Origin of the sequence: Arenimonas oryziterrae DSM 21050 = YC6267 (assembly GCF_000420545.1) — a bacterium.
Lineage (GTDB): Bacteria > Pseudomonadota > Gammaproteobacteria > Xanthomonadales > Xanthomonadaceae > Arenimonas > Arenimonas oryziterrae.
Map to the genome: position 1 here is coordinate 228,718 of NZ_ATVD01000002.1, position 16,786 is coordinate 245,503.

Annotated in this window: 16 protein-coding genes; 9 read left to right on the plus strand and 7 right to left on the minus strand. The window is 66.5% G+C overall.

The features are described 5' to 3' along the window. Window positions 1-102 precede the first annotated feature (102 nt). The 9 genes from G467_RS0105845 to G467_RS15635 all read left to right on the plus strand — a co-directional run bounded on the left by G467_RS0105845 (window position 103) and on the right by G467_RS15635 (window position 9,408). Complete coding sequence (locus tag G467_RS0105845) at window positions 103-957, plus strand: lipase family protein (protein WP_022968799.1); 855 nt, start codon at window positions 103-105, stop codon at window positions 955-957. Between the two features lie 11 nt (window positions 958-968). Next, window positions 969-2,243, plus strand: a complete 1,275-nt coding sequence (locus G467_RS15610; protein ID WP_022968800.1) for a DUF4785 domain-containing protein — start codon at window positions 969-971, stop codon at window positions 2,241-2,243. Window positions 2,244-2,330: 87 nt separating this feature from the next. Further along, window positions 2,331-3,482: an MFS transporter gene (locus G467_RS0105855; protein ID WP_022968801.1), complete on the plus strand. Its 1,152-nt coding sequence runs from the start codon at window positions 2,331-2,333 to the stop codon at window positions 3,480-3,482. A gap of 152 nt (window positions 3,483-3,634) precedes the next feature. Continuing rightward, entirely contained in the window at window positions 3,635-4,606 is a 972-nt protein-coding gene (locus tag G467_RS15620; RefSeq protein WP_022968802.1) for an NAD-dependent epimerase/dehydratase family protein, read from the plus strand. Beyond that, window positions 4,599-5,387, plus strand: a complete 789-nt coding sequence (locus G467_RS17390) for a glycosyltransferase family 2 protein (protein WP_022968803.1) — start codon at window positions 4,599-4,601, stop codon at window positions 5,385-5,387. Before G467_RS15620 ends, G467_RS17390 begins: the two co-directional genes overlap by 8 nt. Further along, entirely contained in the window at window positions 5,384-7,003 is a 1,620-nt protein-coding gene (locus G467_RS18165) for a glycosyltransferase family protein (RefSeq protein ID WP_022968804.1), read from the plus strand. Before G467_RS17390 ends, G467_RS18165 begins: the two co-directional genes overlap by 4 nt. Before the next feature lie 10 nt (window positions 7,004-7,013). Next, window positions 7,014-7,739: a class I SAM-dependent methyltransferase gene (locus tag G467_RS15630; protein WP_022968805.1), complete on the plus strand. Its 726-nt coding sequence runs from the start codon at window positions 7,014-7,016 to the stop codon at window positions 7,737-7,739. Further along, window positions 7,736-8,596, plus strand: a complete 861-nt coding sequence (locus G467_RS0105885) for a class I SAM-dependent methyltransferase (RefSeq protein WP_022968806.1) — start codon at window positions 7,736-7,738, stop codon at window positions 8,594-8,596. The genes G467_RS15630 and G467_RS0105885 overlap by 4 nt, the downstream gene beginning before the upstream one ends. Next, window positions 8,596-9,408, plus strand: coding sequence for an aldolase (locus G467_RS15635; protein ID WP_022968807.1), 813 nt, complete (start codon window positions 8,596-8,598; stop codon window positions 9,406-9,408). The genes G467_RS0105885 and G467_RS15635 overlap by 1 nt, the downstream gene beginning before the upstream one ends. A gap of 22 nt (window positions 9,409-9,430) precedes the next feature. Here the strand turns inward: G467_RS15635 and G467_RS0105895 are convergent, their stop codons facing one another. The 7 genes from G467_RS0105895 to G467_RS0105925 all read right to left on the minus strand — a co-directional run bounded on the left by G467_RS0105895 (window position 9,431) and on the right by G467_RS0105925 (window position 16,760). Continuing rightward, the gene (locus tag G467_RS0105895; RefSeq protein WP_022968808.1) at window positions 9,431-10,855 is read right to left on the minus strand and encodes a gamma-aminobutyraldehyde dehydrogenase; all 1,425 of its coding nucleotides are present in this window, start codon (window positions 10,853-10,855) and stop codon (window positions 9,431-9,433) included. Between the two features lie 34 nt (window positions 10,856-10,889). Beyond that, the gene (locus tag G467_RS0105900) at window positions 10,890-11,705 is read right to left on the minus strand and encodes an ABC transporter permease (RefSeq protein WP_022968809.1); all 816 of its coding nucleotides are present in this window, start codon (window positions 11,703-11,705) and stop codon (window positions 10,890-10,892) included. After that, the gene (locus tag G467_RS0105905; protein ID WP_022968810.1) at window positions 11,695-12,630 is read right to left on the minus strand and encodes an ABC transporter permease; all 936 of its coding nucleotides are present in this window, start codon (window positions 12,628-12,630) and stop codon (window positions 11,695-11,697) included. The genes G467_RS0105900 and G467_RS0105905 overlap by 11 nt, the downstream gene beginning before the upstream one ends. Then, window positions 12,627-13,655 carry an ABC transporter ATP-binding protein gene (locus tag G467_RS0105910; RefSeq protein WP_022968811.1) on the minus strand — a complete coding sequence of 343 codons (1,029 nt, stop codon included), beginning with the start codon at window positions 13,653-13,655 and terminating at the stop codon, window positions 12,627-12,629. The genes G467_RS0105905 and G467_RS0105910 overlap by 4 nt, the downstream gene beginning before the upstream one ends. Window positions 13,656-13,667: 12 nt before the next feature. Next, window positions 13,668-14,852, minus strand: a complete 1,185-nt coding sequence (locus tag G467_RS0105915) for an ABC transporter substrate-binding protein (protein WP_022968812.1) — start codon at window positions 14,850-14,852, stop codon at window positions 13,668-13,670. A 181-nt stretch (window positions 14,853-15,033) separates the two neighbouring features. Next, entirely contained in the window at window positions 15,034-15,987 is a 954-nt protein-coding gene (locus G467_RS0105920) for a 5'-nucleotidase (protein WP_022968813.1), read from the minus strand. 2 nt (window positions 15,988-15,989) lie between these two features. Next, window positions 15,990-16,760: an NAD kinase gene (locus G467_RS0105925; RefSeq protein WP_026802410.1), complete on the minus strand. Its 771-nt coding sequence runs from the start codon at window positions 16,758-16,760 to the stop codon at window positions 15,990-15,992. Window positions 16,761-16,786 lie beyond the last annotated feature (26 nt).

Consider the following 16,786-nt stretch of genomic DNA (forward strand, 5'->3'; position numbering starts at 1 on the left):
ATGCTCGGTCGCCATACGCCAGCGCAGGGATGCCTGGCGACATCCGGGACAGGAGCATTGGGACGCCGCTCCACCCCGCATCGTTCTCTGGGGAGGGAAACAATGCGCTATCTGCTCCTGGCTGCCCTCGCAGCCACGTCTTCGTTGTGCCATGCGGCGACCGGTGTCGCCTTCGTACACGGCACCGGCAAACAAACCAACGCCACCGCCGACTACTGGCAACCGACCATGGTCAACAATGTTCGCGGCGGTCTGCCCGACCCGAACAATTACGTCGTCATCAACTGCGACTTCACCAAATACATGTGGGAAACCGATGCCGCCGGCTGTCTCGCAGGGCAACTGACCAGCTTCATCGCCGCGAAGAACATCGATCGCCTGATCATCATCACGCACTCCAATGGCGGCAACGTCGTGCGCTGGATCCTGTCGAATCCGACCTACGACAGTCGCTACCCGAACATCATCGCCAAGACCGTCCGCGTGAACGCGCTGGCGCCTTCGTCCGCGGGCACGCCGCTCGCCGATGCGGTCATCAACGGCAACGTGTTCGAGACCTCGGTGGGCTGGCTGATCGGCTACAAGTCCGACGCCGTGCGCCAGCAGCAGCAAAGCTGGATGGCCTACTACAACGCGAACAATCTCTACGGCACCAGCGGTCGGCCGGCGCTGCCGAAAACCTTCCGCACCGTCGTCGGCACCGATGTCGATTCCGCGATCTGGGATTCGGACAGCTACTGCGGCGGCTACTTCGAGAACGTCGGACTGGAAACCACGCAGCTGTGGCTGAACTCGTGCTCGGACGGCTTCCTCAACTGCACCAGCCAGTCGGCGGCGGGCAGTGTCTGGTTCCAGGACAAGACGCGCATGGCCGGCAGCGAACCGCTGTCGCACAACCAGAGTCGCCGGGCCTGTTTCGGGCTTGATTCGATTCTCCGCACCGACATGTCGAAGTGAGGACCGAACCCATGCGCACTCTTATCGCTTTCGCCCTGGCCACGGCCTCGTTCAGTGCCTTCGCCGGCAATGCCAATCTCGATGCACCGCGTCGCGGTGATCTCGTCGCCACCCGCACCGTCGCCCTGCCCGCACCGAGCGGACAGATCGAACGCCAGCCGGTGTCTTTCAGCTGGAAACTCGATCCGAACGCGGCAGTGACCGAGCAGACGCCGTTCGCGTCGGAAAGCCGCGAATACTGGACGCAGGTGGACTCGGCCGAACTCACCCGCGGTTTCGCCATCGACACCACCGCGCCCGGCGCCGTGATCCGCATCAGTCCGATCGGCAAGGCCGTGCCGGTGCCGGCCGATAACCTGATGCTGCTGCGCGACGGCCGCGCGATCAGTTCGACGCAATCGTTCGCACGTCGCACCACGGCCGCACAGTTGCAGGAAGCGGGCATGGACATCGACAACGGCGCGGCGGTCGTGCAGATCGCGCCGGGATTGGGCAAGGGACGCTTCCAGGTGTTGATGCCGGAAGCGAGCGGGCGCTACCTGGTGCACGTATTCGAACCGGAAAGCGAATACGTGCTCCAGGCGCGCGCGAGCCAGGCCAATGTGCTCGCCGGTGGCGACGTCGAAGTCAGCGCCGTGCTCGGCAAGGGCGACGCCGGACTGCCGGGCTCGCAGCTCGCCGGTCTGCTCGTCTCGCCTTCGGGCAAGAGCTACGACCTGAGCTTCGACCGCAACGGTCGCGCCCTCGCCCACATACCGGTGGATGCCGGCACCGAGCCGGGTCTGTGGGACGTGCAGGTGTTCGCCGGCGCCAGCCAGGGCGAGGGCCGCATCCAGCGCGATACCCGCACCGCGATCGCTGTCGCACAACCGACCGCGCGTCTGGGCAATGGCGTCAGTTTCGACGCGCTGCGCCTGGGCTTCAGCGTGCCGGTGCAGGTCGGCTCGCCGGGACGTTACGAACTGCGCGGCACCTTGTTCGCCACCGGCCCCGATGGCCTGGCGCGCCCGGTGTCGGAAGCGCACAGCGCCGCGTGGTTCGAGCGCGGCAACCGTTCGCTCGCGCTGGCCTTCGATCGCAGCCATCTGCCCCCAGGCTATGGCGCGCCGTTCGAAGTGCGGCAGGTGCAGCTTAATGACCAGAGCCGGATGGGACAGCTGGAAAGCCGCGATCTGGCGGTGCGTGTGGGAACGCAGGGACCGTTCCTGCCCGCGCCGCCGGCTCCGGTGAGCCCAGTGGTCGCGCCGACGCGTGGCCGCGGCAATGCCGGGCGATTCGATCGCTGAAGTTGCTCCGCCGATAGGCGGGCCATTCGCGATCGGCAATAATGACGGCCGGGCACACGCCCGGCCGTCTTCTTTCGAAAGGGCCGCATGGACGCCGACCTGCGCCGCTTCGCGATTTTCTATTTCTGCTACTACGCCGCCCTCGGCGCCTACACGCCCTATGTCGGCCGCTGGGTCGCCTCGCTCGGTCACGGCGGTTATGTCGTCGGCACGATGCTGGGGCTGTGGTACGCGACGCGCATCCTGGCCCCACCGGTCTGGGCACGGCGCGTCGAAGCCAGCGCCCGCCCCGGACACTGGTTCGTCGCCGGATCCGCACTGACGTTGCTGTGTTTTGCCGGTTTCACGCTCACGCGCAGCGCCTGGGCGCTGTTTGCGGTCATGGCGGCGTTCGGGCTGTTCTACAACGCGGTCATGCCGCAGTTCGAGGCGATGACGCTCAAGGCGCTGGGCACGCGCAGCGGCGATTACGGCCGCATCCGCGTCTGGGGCTCGATCGGCTTCCTCATCGTCGCGTCGACGTACGGCTGGTTGCTCGATCGCCTTGGCGACGGCGCATTTCCTTGGATCACCCTGCCCTTGCTGCTGTTGATGCTCGCGGCGGCATGGCCGCATCGCCACGACACGCCGCCCGATCATCTCGACACGCTCGAAGACGCCGGCCATTTGTGGAAGCGCCCGGGCGTGCGCCGCTTCCTGCTCGTCGCCCTGCTGATGCAATTGGGGTTCGGCGCGTTTTATGTGTTCTACACCTTGCACCTCGCCAGACATGGCCACGACGGCGCGACGATCGGCGCGCTGTGGGGCCTGGGCGTGCTCATCGAGATCGCGATGTTCTGGCAGTCGCCGAAGCTGCTCGCGCGCTTCGGTGCGCCGGCGCTGATGTCGTTCTGCATCGCCCTGACCGTCGTGCGCTGGACAGCCACGGCCCTGCTGGCCGATTCGCTCGCGTGGATGGCACTCGCCCAGCTCACGCATTGCTTCAGCTTCGCGATCTTCCATGCCTGCTGCATGCGTCGCATGTCCGATCTGTTCCCGGGCAAGCGCGCTGCCGCCGGACAAAGCCTGCTTTACGGCTTCTCCTCGGGCGTGGGCGGCGTGCTCGGCGCGGCGCTCGCGGCCGGCATGTGGGAATGGCGCGGTGGCACGGCGGCCTTTCTCGCGGGCGCGGCGGCGACCTTGATCGCGTTCATCCTGCACGCCCTGCGCGCAAAACCCCTGCCGGCGCCGACCGGATAGCAGCGCGTCCTGAGCGGCGCCGCGATTGCGTTGCGGTGCCGGGTCCGGAGCGATGATTTATCCTAGACGCACGCGGCAGGGACCGCGATGCGCCCTCGGGCCTCGATACAGCCTGGCCGCGGGTTTCCGGCCACAGGGAGAGCGAACGATCCATGGCCGCCGCCGTCCAGACCTTGCCTGAGGCCGCGCCGCGCCGCGTGCTGGTCACGGGTGCGAGCGGGTTCGTCGCGGCTTCGCTCGTGCGTCGTTTGCTGGCGCAGGGCCATGAGGTGCATGGCCTCGTGCGCGAGCACAGCGATCTGTGGCGTCTGGCCGAACTGGAAGACCGCATCACGCTGCATCGTGCCGACCTCTGCGACGCCACGCGCATTGCTGGAATTTTCGCTGCCGTCCGTCCGCATTGGCTGTTCCATCTGGCGACCGCGCGCGCCGCGCACGAAGGCGACCAGACCTACGCGCAGAGCAATGTCCTCGCCGCCGCAGGCCTGATTGCAGCCTGCCGTCAGCAAACACCCGAACGCGTGATCGTGCACGGCAGCTCACTCGAATACGGTCATCGCGATCTGCCTCTGCGCGAAGACATGACACCGCAACCAACCACCGCGCACGGACAGACCAAGGCCGAGGCGACCGCGATGTGGCTGCAGGCCGCGCGCGACGACGGCCTGCCCGTGACCGTGCTGCGTCTTTTCTCGGTCTACGGCCCCTGGGAAAGCAGTGCGCGCCTGTTGCCGAAAGCGCTGCTCGCCGGCCTGGCCGCGCGCGAACTGCCGCTGACGCCACCGGGCATCCGTCGCGACTACGTGCATGTCGACGACGTCGTGACGGCCAGCCTGCGCGCGATCGGCGCCGACGCGACGATCGGCGAAGTCGTCAACATCGGCAGCGGCGAACAGACCAGCAACGAAGAACTCGTCGCGCGCATCGACGCACTCACCGGCGGTCGCCTGCGCCTGGCGGAAAATGCCCATCCGCGCCATGAAAACGATGCCGGGCACTGGGTCGCCGACACCGGAAAATGCCGGACGCTGCTGGGCTGGTCGCCGACGCTGACGCTCGACGAGGGCCTGCGCGGAACGCTCGCGTGGCTGCGCGAACACCGACACCTGGCGATGTATGTCTGAGATCGCCCTGCGCCAGATCATCGGTCGTCCCTCCCTGTCCATCGTCGTGCCGGTGTTCCGCAATGCGCCGTCCTTGGCGACCCTGGTCGAACGCATCGACGCGGCGATGGCCGCCGCCGGCCTGAGCCACGAAATCCTGCTCGTCGACGACGCCTCGCCCGATGATTCCTGGGCGCGCATCCGCACGCTCGCCACCGCGAGTTCGCACCTGCACGGTCTGCGTCACGCGCGCAACGAAGGTCAGCATGTCGCGGCGATGACCGGCCTCACGCGCGCGCAGGGCGAGATCTGCGTGGTCATGGATGCCGATCTGCAGGACCGGCCGGAAGCCATCGCCGGCATGGTCGCGCGGCTGCAGCAGGGCGATGCCGAGGTGGTGTTCGCCGGCCGCGTCGGCGACTACCAGTCGTGGCCGCGCATGCTCAGTTCGCGTCTGTATCGTCACGTCCTGCTCGGCGGCCTGACCCGATTACCCACCGATGCCGGCATGTATTTCGCGATCACGCGCTCCGGTCTGGCGCGTTTGCGCACGCTGCGTCCGTCCGGGCAGCCGATGCTGATCGGACTGCTCGCCGCTGCCGGCTTGCGCTGCGAAAGCCTGCCGGCGGCCCGCGCCGAGCGGGAACACGGGACCTCGGCCTACAGCAGTTGGCGACGCCTGCGCTCAGCGCTGCGCATGGCGCGTTGCGCCTTGTTTTCAGCGCGCGCGCCCGATGGGTCAGGCTGGCCGCAGGCCGTGCTGGCCGAGCCCCGCATCGGTCCGGCGGAGGATCGCCGATGACGCGCGCGCGTTGGCCCGTGCTGCTGCTCGCCGGCCTGGCCCTGATCGCCTACTACGCATGGATCGCCTGGCAGGCACCGTTCAATGTCGGCGACGAGGGCTATCTGTACTACCTCAGCTGGGCGATGAGTCTGGGGCAATCGCCGTATCGCGATTTCGAACTGTCGTCGTATCCGCCCGGCCTGTTTGCGCTGCACGGCCTGGTGTTCCGGCTGTTCGGTGCGAGCATCGAAAGCGGTCGCGGCTTCGACGCCCTGTGGCTGCTGGCCAATGTCGGTCTGGCCCATGGCGCCGTGCGCGGCATCGCCGGGCGCGGGCCGGCATGGGTCGCGACGGCGCTGGTCGCGCTGATTCCCGGTCCCTGGCATTTGTCCTATATCGCCACGCTGAGTCTGGCCTCGCTGTGGCTCGGCGTGCGTATCCAGTGCGACGGACGACGCTGGGATCATGTCTGGCTCGGCGGGGTCATTGGCCTGGGGCTGCAGATGCGCCTGGACGCGGCGATCTGCGCGATGGCGCTCGCCCTGCTTGTGAGTTGGCGGCGCGCGCCTGCGACGCGCCTGGCCGGTGATTTGAGCGCCTTGCTTGGTACGGCCTTGCTCACCCTGCTGCCGTTATCTATTTACCTGCAGCAGCGCGGCCTGTTCGGCGACTATCTCGCACAGTTGGGTCATTTCGTCGGCATCGCGTCCGAACGCAGCGGCGCCTGGTACCGACTGCCGCCGCCCGGCTTCGACGCGCTGTTTTCGGGCTGGCCGGGCGCCTTGTTTCCGGCGCTGTATTTCAGCTCGTTCGCGATCGTGCTGGGCGTCTGCGCGGTGGCCGGCAAGCAGATGCGGTCCTGGCAGTGGCAGGACCGTGCGCCTCTGCCGCTCGGCGTGCTGGTCGCCTGCTGGGTGCTGATGAATTTCCCGCAGCACGCGCTGGAACGGCCGGACGAATGGCATCTGTATCAGCGCGGTTTCGCCTTCGTGGTCGGTGCGTGCTGCCTGCTCGGCCAGGCGCCGCTAAGGGCGCTGTTCGTCCATCGAACGGCGCGCACGATCCACGCCGTCGCCGCGTTCTGCCTGTTGCTATTCACGATTGGCGGCTTGTGGTTTCCGGCCGGCGGTGGACCAGGCAATCTGCGCGGCGCCGGGGCCGTCGTTGTGTTGCCCAACGGCCTGCGTTTCGTCGAACCGATGGACAGCGACTGGGGGCGCGCGGCGACGGATATCGTCGCCGAGACCCGTCCGCAGGATCGCATCGCCGGCGTCCCGTTTGCGCCGGGGCTGAATTTCATCACCCAGCGCCTGACGCCGGGCCGCCGCAATCACTACATGCCCAATGCCATCCGCACGCCCAACGACGATGCACAGAGCGCGGCGATGCTCGCCCGGGCCTCGCATGTCGCGTTGCAGCCGGGCTTCCAGTTCTCGCCGATGCCCCGGGCGGCGCTGGGCTGTTATGCGCCCGCGATATCCTTCGTCCTCAACCACGACTACGATGTGCGCCAAGGCTTTGCGCATCCGCTCCTGCTTGCGCGCCGACCGGGCACGTCCGATGTCGCGCATAACATCGTGCCGCCCTGCACCGCCCCTGTGGCAGAACCCACTCCTCTTCCCGATCCTGCCTGACCCGACCCCCATGAACGACGCCGAACGCCAACTGCACAACGCCCACCAGCGCCACTACTACGAAACCGCGCTCGACAAGCCGGCGATGCAGGTGCTGGACACGCCTTATGTGCGTCGCCATGTCGATCGCATGATCGAGCACGGCGGTCTGCAGCCCGGTCAGCACATCCTGGAAGTCGGCGCCGGTCTGGGCAAGTTCAGTCTGCCGCTGCTGCAACGCGGACTCGACCTGACCTGCAACGATCTTTCGCCGGTCATGCTCGAGCGTCTGCGCGAAAGCGCACCGCGCCCGGTGCCGACCGTGGCCTGCGACATCATCGATATCGGCGCGCATGCGAAAGAAAAATTCGATCGCGCGATCGGTTTCTTCACCCTGCATCACATGGTCGAGCTCGACGCCGTGTTCGCCGGCATCCGCAGCGTGCTCAAGCCCGGCGCCGAGATCTGTTTCAGCGAACCGTTCGGGCGCAATCCGCTGTACCTGGTACAGATCGCGTTGACGCCGCGCATGACCCTGAAGGCCGAGCGCGGCATTTTCGATATGTCCGACAAGGTCATCCACGCGGCGATGCGCCGCGCCGGCCTGGAGCCGCTACCGAGCGCGAGCTATGGTTTCGCGCCGCCGTTCGTGGTCAATCGCGGCTGGGGCGGCCGGCTCGAAGACGCGCTCAATGGCCCGCGCTGGCTGTCGTTCGCGCATGCGTTCGTGATGTTCCGGGCACGTAATCCCGGATGAATCTGTCGCTCTACGCGTGTCCGCGCTGTCATCGGCCGCTGGCCGGCGATGCGCTCCGCCTGCACTGCCACGAATGCGGTTTCGCGCTGACCATGAGCGAAGGCCTGTGGCTCGACAACACCCTGGCGCAACCGCCGGGTTTCTCGCCGGACCGGCGTGAACACCTGAGCGACATCGAACGCGACCATTTCTGGTTCGGACCGCGCGATCATCTGCTCGCGAAACTCGCCGCGCGTGAACTGCCCCGCGGCGGCAACGCGCTGGAACTGGGCTGCGGCAGCGGACGCCTGTTGCCGGCCTGGAACACGCAGTTCGCGCAGACCTTCGCCGTGGAATCGTATGCCCGCTCGCTCGCCGAGGCGCAGGCGCGCGACGCGCGCACGACCCTGGTGCAGGCGGACGTGACGCGACTGCCTTTCGCCGACAACCAGTTCGACACCGTGCTGGCCTTCGATGTGCTCGAACACGCGCCCGCCGACGCCATGCTCGGCGAAGCAAGGCGGGTGGCCCGCGACGGTGCGCGCTTCCTGCTCTCGGTACCGGCGTTCCAGAGTCTGTGGAGCTATGCGGACGTCGCGGCCGGGCACCGGTGCCGCTATGACCTCGCGCAACTGCGCGGCGAGCTCGTCGCCAATGGCTGGCGCCTGCTCGGCCATACGCATTACCAGTTCGCCCTGTTTCCCGTGCTCTGGCTCAGCCGCCGCCTGCTCGGCGAACGCGGCCAGGCCGCCGAACGCCGTCCCAGCCGCGTCGCCACAGCCCTGCTGGGCCGGATCAATGCGCTCGAGGTCGGTTTGGGTGCCGGATTGCGTTTGCCCTATGGCACGTCATTGATGGCATGGGCCGAGGCGGTTTGATGCACAAGGATTTCAAGCTGCTGCTGTTCGCCCACGAGCCCGCTGCCTTGCGCGCGGCCGTGGCCGCCGGCCTCAGCGATTTCATGGTCGACTGCGAATGGCGCGGCAAGACCGAGCGCCAGACCGGCGCCGATACCGATACCTCGCATGTGGGCATGGCCGAGGTGGCCGCCGCCGCGGCCGTTCCGGGCGCCCGCATCACCTGCCGCATCAACAGCCATGGCGAATGGACGGCACGCGAAGTCGACGCCGCGATCGCCGCCGGCGCGACCCGCGTTTTCCTGCCGATGGTTCGGCGCATGAGCGAGGCCGAGCACTTTCTGCGCCTCATCGATGGCCGCGTCGAACCCGCGATTCTCGTCGAGACTCTGGAAGCCGTGCGTCTTGCTCCCGATCTCGCGCGCCTGCCGCTGTCGGCCGTGTACGTGGGTCTGAACGATCTTGCGATATCGCGTGGCAGTTCGCTGATTTTCGAGGCCGTGCTCGACGGCACCGTGGCCAGGCTGCGCGACATCTTCGACGGCGTTGAATTCGGATTTGGCGGCGTCACCCTGCCCGGCTGCGGTCACCCGGTACCCGGCGACCTGCTGCTCGCGGAAATGCAGCGGCTGGAATGCGATTTCAGTTTCATGCGGCGATCCTTTCACCGCGACGTGCAAGGCAAGGACATGACGACCGAGGTCGCACGCCTGCGCGATTTCTGGCGCCGCCTGGGCCTGCGCAACCGCAGCGAACGCAATGCGCAACACCAGCAGCTGCAGCGCTGCCTGCAGATGCTGCTGGCCGACAGCCCCGCCACCGCGCCGGCCTGAACACGCCGCGCCGCGGCGTGGCTCAGTGCTTGATCATGATGTGCCGGATTGCGGTGTAGTCCTCGAGCCCGTACATCGACAGGTCCTTGCCGTAGCCGGACTTCTTCATGCCGCCATGCGGCATTTCGTTGACCAGCATGAAATGCGTGTTCACCCAGGTGCAGCCGTACTGCAGTTCGGCGGACACACGCATCGCCTTGCCGATATCCGAAGTCCAGACCGAAGACGCCAAGCCGTAGTCGCTGTCGTTGGCGAAGGCGATCGCCTGGTCGACGTCGGAGAACCGCGTGACCGACACCACCGGGCCGAACACTTCCTTGCGCACGACCTCGTCGTCGTTCGTGGCACCGGCGATGACCGTGGGCTCGTAGAAGAATCCGCCGCCCGCCACCACTCGACCACCCGTCGCGATCTCGATGTGTTTCTGCGCACGGGCGCGGTCGACGAAACCGGCGACACGGTCGCGCTGCGCGGCCGACACGAGGGGACCGAGCTCGACGCCCTCCTCGTCCTGCAGGCCGTGCTTGATCGTCGAGACGGCCGAGGCGAGATCGGCGACGAAATTGTCGTATTTCTTCGACTGCGTATAGATGCGGCAGGCGGCCGTGCAGTCCTGACCGGCGTTGTAGTAGCCGAACGCGCGGATGCCTTCGACGACCGCGGCGATGTCGGCATCGTCGAACACGATCACCGGCGCCTTGCCGCCGAGTTCCAGATGCGTACGCTTGAGCGTCTGCGCGGCGACCTCGAGCATCTTCTGCCCCGTCGCGATCGAGCCGGTCAGGGAGATCATGCGCACCTGCGGCGCCGACACCAGCGGCTGGCCGACGCTGGCGCCGCGACCGAACACGATATTGGCGACACCCGGCGGCAGCAGATCGCCGATCAACTCGAAAAAGCGCAGCGAGGTCAGCGGCGTAATTTCCGACGGCTTCAGCACGAGGGTGTTGCCCGCCGCAAGCGCAGGCGCCATTTTCCAAGCCGCCATCATCAGCGGATAGTTCCAGGGCGTGATCGAGGCGATGACGCCGACCGGATCGCGCCGGATCATCGAGGTATGGCCGGGCAAGTACTCCGCCGAGGCCGAGCCGCCGAGACAGCGCGCGGCACCGGCGAAAAAGCGGAACACGTCGGCGATCGCGGGAATCTCGTCATTCAGAGCAGCCGAATACGGTTTGCCGCAGTTGTCCGATTCCAGCCGGGCGATTTCGTCGGCATGCGCTTCGACGACCTCGGCGATCTTCAACAGAACGGTCGCACGATCCTTCGGCGCCGTGCGTGCCCAGCCGGGCAAGGCGGCGTCGGCCGCCGCGACAGCGGCCGCCACTTGTTCGGGACTGGCTTCGGGAATGCGGCACAGCTCCGCACCGGTGGACGGGTTCAAGACCGAGAACGGCTCGCCCTGCCCGCTCACGAGTTGGCCGTTGATGAACATTCGGGTCTGCATGGGCTGGCTCCGGGGTGTGCGAAGGTTGTTGCAGCTATTTGCCGCTGCCGGCCACCGAGTCGGTGTCGCGGGTGAGGTAGTACGCGCCGAGGATCGGCAGCATCGTCGCGAGCATGACCATCATCGCCACGACATTGGTGATTGGCGTGTCGCGCGGTTTGCTCAACTGATTGAGCAGCCAGATCGGCAGGGTACGCTCGGTGCCGGCGGTGAACGTGGTGACGATGATTTCGTCGAAACTCAGCGCGAATGCAAGCATGCCGCCCGCGAGCAGGGCCGTGGCGATGTTGGGCAGGACCACGTAACGGAAGGTCTGGAAGGGGTCGGCACCCAGGTCCATCGAGGCCTCGATCATCGAGGACGAGGTGCGGCGGAAGCGCGCGATGACATTGTTGTAGACGACCACAATGCAAAACGTCGCGTGGCCGATGACGATCGTCAGCAAACCTGGCTCGACGCCGACCATCTTGTACGCCGCCAGCAGCGCGATGCCGGTGACGATGCCGGGCAACGCGATCGGCAGGATGAACAGCAAGGTGATGCCTTCCTTGCCGAAAAAATCGCGCCGGTACAGGGCGGCGGCGGCAAGCGTTCCCAGGGTCATGGCGATCAGTGTGGACAGGCTGGCGATGCGCACCGACAGCCAGATCGCGTCGCGCACGTCGGTGCGCGCCCAGGCCTCGCCGAACCACTGCAGCGTGAATCCCTGCAACGGAAAACTGAAAGCGCTTTCCTCGGTATTGAACGCGTACAGGAAGATCACCAGGATCGGCGCGTGCATGAACAGCAGACCGCCCCAGGCCGCCGTCTTCAGGCCCCAACCCGCGCGATCGCCGTGCTCAGAGCGCATCGAAGGCTCCCAGGCGCTTGGCGATCGCCAGATAGATCGCCACGAGCACGATCGGCACCACGGTGAAGGCCGCCGCCATCGGGATATTGCCGACCGCGCCCTGCTGCACGTAGACGTAGGTGCCGATGAACAGGCCCGACGGGCCGATCAGCGTGGGGATGATGTAGTCGCCGAGGGTCAGCGAGAAGGTGAAGATCGAGCCGGCGACGACGCCCGGAAAAGCCAGCGGCAGGATCACGTGCCGGAAAGTCTGTCCCGCTCGTGCGCCCAGGTCCGACGAAGCCTGCACGAGATTCGGCGGCACGCGCTCGAGCGCGGCCTGGATCGGCAGCACCATGAACGGCAACCACAGATAGGTGAACACGAGAAAGCGGCCCAGGTGCGAGGTCGACAGCGTCGAACCGCCGACATAGGGCAGCTGCAATAAGGCTTCGAGCGCGCCGGTCAGATGCAGTTGCCCGAGTAACCAGAACACGATGCCACCCTTGGCCAGGATCACGGTCCAGCTGTAGGCCTTGACGATGTAGCTCGCCCACATCGGCAACATCACGCCGATGTAGAAGAACGCCTTCACCGCCGGCGTCGCGTACCGGGACATGTAGTAGGCGATCGGAAACGCGATCACCGCCGACGCCAGGGTGACCGCCGACGCCATCGCCAGCGTGCGCATCACGATGTCGATATTGCCTTTCGCGAAAATCAGCCCGTAGTTGCGCAGGGTGAACTGCGGCAGCACGCTCATCGAATAGTCGTCGAAGCTGTAGAAGCCCTGCCACAGCAGGGCCAGCAAGGAGCCGAGATAGATGATGCAGAACCAGATCAGCGGCGGCCCGAGCAATACCGCCAGCAGCAGACCGGCGCGCCGGTGCAGCAGCGCCGCCACGTGGCGCAGGGGCGTGCGCAGGTAGAGCGCGTTCGCGTTCATCCCGCAGGATCCTTGAGCGGCACCATCGCCTCGCGCGACCAGGTCGCGAACAGGGAATCGCCTGCACGCGGCAGCGCCGCGTCCTGCGCTTCGTTGTTGTTGAGGCTGACCACGAGCGTCGCGCCGCCATCGAGTGCCATCTCCACGCGGCTGGTCGCGCCGTGGTACTGCACGTCCTCGACCAGACCCGGCACGCTGATGCGATCCGAGCCCGACGACGGCAGGCTGGCCAGACGGATGTGCTCGGGCCGGATCGAGAACGCATGCGCACTGCCGCCGAGCAACTGCGCGCGCTCGCCATCGATGACGTTCGAAGTGCCGACAAAACGGGCGACGAACACCGTGGCCGGACGCATGTACAGATTGCGCGGCGTATCGACCTGTTCGATGCGGCCCTGGTTGAACACGGCGACGCGGTCGGACATCGACAGGGCTTCGCCCTGGTCGTGCGTGACGTAGATGAAGGTGATGCCAAGCTTGCGCTGCAGGGACTTGAGTTCGCCCTGCATCTGCTCGCGCAGCTTGAGATCGAGTGCGCCGAGCGGCTCGTCGAGCAGGAGCACGCGCGGCCGGTTCACCAGGGCGCGGGCCAGGGCCACGCGCTGTCGCTGTCCGCCGGAAAGCTGCGAAGGCCGACGATCGCCATAATCGGCCAGCGCGACCATCGCCAGCGCCTCGGCGGCGCGCTCGCGCCGCTCCGTTTTCGCGACGCCCTTGACCATCAATCCGTAGGCGACGTTGTCGCGCACGTTCATGTGCGGGAACAGCGCGTAGTCCTGAAAGACGGTATTCACGTCGCGCTGGAACGAGGGCACACCGGCTGCCTCGCTGCCATGGATGCGGATCGATCCGCTCGTGGGCTGCTCGAAGCCGGCGATCAGGCGCAGGCAGGTGGTCTTGCCTGAGCCCGACGGGCCGAGCATCGAAAAGAACTCGCCCTCGCCCACCGCGATCGAGACGTCATCGACGGCCTTCACCGCCCCATAGTGACGGGATACCTTGTCGAACTCGACGGCGGAGGTCATGCGCGCGTTCCGCTAGCCACCCATGATCGTGATGTAGTCCTGCGTCCAGCGGCTGTACGGCACGCATTCGCCCTGGCTGCACTTGGCTTCGGGCGTGCGCCAGAAATGGATCTTGTCGAAGTTGTCATAGCCATTGGTCTTGCAGCCCTCGGCACCGAGCAAGGCATTGTCCTTGCACGCCACCGGCACCGCCGGCAGCGAGCCGAACCAGGACGCGACGTCGCCCTGCACCTTTGGGCTGATCGACCATTCCATCCACGCGTACGCGCAATTGGGATGCTTGGCCTGGCTGTGCATCATCGTGGTGTCGGCCCAGCCCGTCGCGCCTTCGGCCGGAATGACCGAGGCGATCGGCTGCGGTGGTTTTTCCGCCTGCAGGGCGTTGACCTGGTACGGCCAGGAGCCGGAAACCACGACGCCTTCGTTCTTGAAGTCGCTCATCTGGATGGTCGCGTCGTGCCAGTAGCGATGCACGAGGCCCTTCTGCTTGCGCAGCAGTTCCAACGCGGCCGCGTACTGGGCTTCGTTGAGCTCGTACGGATCCTTGATGCCAAGCTCGGGCTGCTTGCTCATGAGGTAGAGCGCGGCATCGGCGATGTAGATCGGTCCGTCGAAGGCCTGCACGCGGCCCTTGTTGGATTTGCCGTCGGGCAGTTTCTGTTCTTCGAACACGACGCTCCAACTGGTCGGCGCTTCCTTGAAGGTGCCGGTGTTGTACATCAGCACGTTCGGGCCCCATTGGTAGGGCACGCCGTAGTGCTTGCCGCCCACCGTGTGCCAGGCTGCATCCTGCAGGCGCGGATCGAGCGTGGAATAGGATTTGACGCGGGCGACGTCGATCGCCTGCACCTTGCCACCGGCGATCAGACGCAGCGAGGCGTCACCGGAGGCCGTGACCAGGTCGTAGCCGCCCTGGTTCATCAGCGAAACCATTTCATCGGAATTGCCGGCCGTCTTGACGTTGACCTTGCAGCCAGTGGCCTTCTCGAAGCCGGTGACCCAGTCGTAATTCTTGTCGCTATCGCCGCGTTCGATGTAACCGGGCCAGGCGATGATGTCGACAGCGCCTTCGAGCACGGGCACCGGCGCGGTGGTGGCGGAGGCAGAGGGTGGCGGCGCGGCGTCTTTCTGTCCGCAGGCAGCGGCGGCCAGCGTGATCGCGGCCGAAAGGGCGAGGTGTTTCATACCGATGGACATCACTGCAGCCTCCCTGGTGACAAACCTTGCAACAGGATGCAGGCCAGGCGGAGACAGACACGCGTTGGCCTGCGGTTTCGTGACGAGCCGCGCGTGGGTTGCGGCGAGCCCATAGCCTCACCGGCCGCCCAGTCAGTGTCAAGTATATTGATCACCCGCACATCGGCGGCGCCGGACCGGCTTACTCGGGGTTGGAAACACCATGCGGCACATGTCCGGTCGCGACATGCCGGCGCGCGTTTTCGACGTTGTGCCGGGAATCGTCGAAGAACAGGTCGGCGCCGAAAGCCTGCAGGAACGGTCCCTTGTCGCGGCCGCCGAGGAACAATGCCTCGTCCAGGCGCACGCCCCACTCGCGCAGGGTCAGGATCACGCGTTTGTGCGCGGGCGCCGAGCGTGCGGTGACCAAGGCGGTGCGGATCGGCGAATCCTCGGCGGGAAAGGCCTGCTGCAGTTCGTGCAGGGCACCGAGGAAGCCGCGGAACGGCCCGCCGGACAGCGGCTCGTGCGCGCGTTCGGCCTCGTGCGCATGGAACGCGGCGATACCGCCCTCCTGCGACACCCGTTCGGACTCGTCGCCGAAGATCACTGCGTCGCCGTCAAAAGCGATGCGCAGCTGATCGCGCGCGGCTTTTCCCGAAGTCTGGATGCCCTCGACACCCGTTTCCGGGGCACGCGAGGGCAGGATCGTCGCCGCCGCGACATCGTGTTCGAGCGCGCGTCGCACCGAATCGGGATTCGCCGACAGGAACAACTGCGCGCCGAACGGCTTGATGTAGGGATACACCGGCGCGCCGCTGGTAAACACGGCGCGGATGATGCCCAAGCCGTGTTCTTCGATGGCGTTGAAAATGCGCAGGCCGGTGTCGGACGAATTGCGCGACAGCAGGATCACTTCGACGCGCGGCCGCTCCGCCGGTGCGCCGGCATTGAGCGCGAGCAGCTTCTTCACCAGCGGAAATGCGATGCCCGGCGCGAGCGGCTCATCCTCGCGCGCGCGCTGGAACTGCGAATACGCCGCGACGCCTTCCCGCTCGAACAGGTCGTGCCCGTCCTCGAGCTGGAACAGCGCCCGCGCGGTGATCGCGACGACGAGCTGGGCGTTGGAAGGTTCGACGGAAACGGACGTCGTCATGCTCAGGTCACGAACTGCTCATTGAGGATACGCTCCTCGAGATTGTGTTCGGGATCGAACAGCAAGGTGACCGTGCGGTCCTGCGATTCGCGAATGGTCACTTCCACCACATTGCGCACTTCATGCGAATCGGCGGTTGCGCTGACCGGTCGCTTGTAGGGATCGAGCACCTCGATCTTGATCTGCGTATCGGCCCGCAGCAGCGCCCCGCGCCAACGCCGCGGCCGGAACGCCGCGATCGGCGTCAGCGCGATCACCGACGAGCCGAGCGGCAGGATCGGACCATGCGCGGAAAAGTTGTAGGCGGTGCTGCCGGCCGGCGTCGCGACCAGCGCGCCGTCGCAAACGAGTTCGTCCAGGCGCACCTGGCCATTGAGATGCACGCGCAGATGCGCCGCCTGGCGGGTCTGTCGCAGCAGGGAGACTTCGTTGTAGGCCAGCGAGGACATCGTCGGGCCGGCTTCGGTCGTCGCGGCCATTTCCAGCGGACGCAGTACGGCCGGTTCAGCCGCGTGCAGACGCTCGACGAGCTCGCCGGCACGGTACTGGTTCATCAGGAATCCGACGGTGCCGAGCTTCATGCCGAACACCGGGACATTGCGCTCGCCATGCCGGTGCAGGGTCTGCAGCATGAAACCATCGCCACCGAGCGCACAGATGACATCGGCGTCCTCAGGTTGCCGCTGGCCATGCGTCTTGGTCATCAAGGCCAAGGCCTCCTGCGCTTCCGGCGTCGGACTGGCAAGAAAGGCGATGCGGGGATGGGCGGGCAGGATCATGCAGGGCGTCTCCGGTCAGC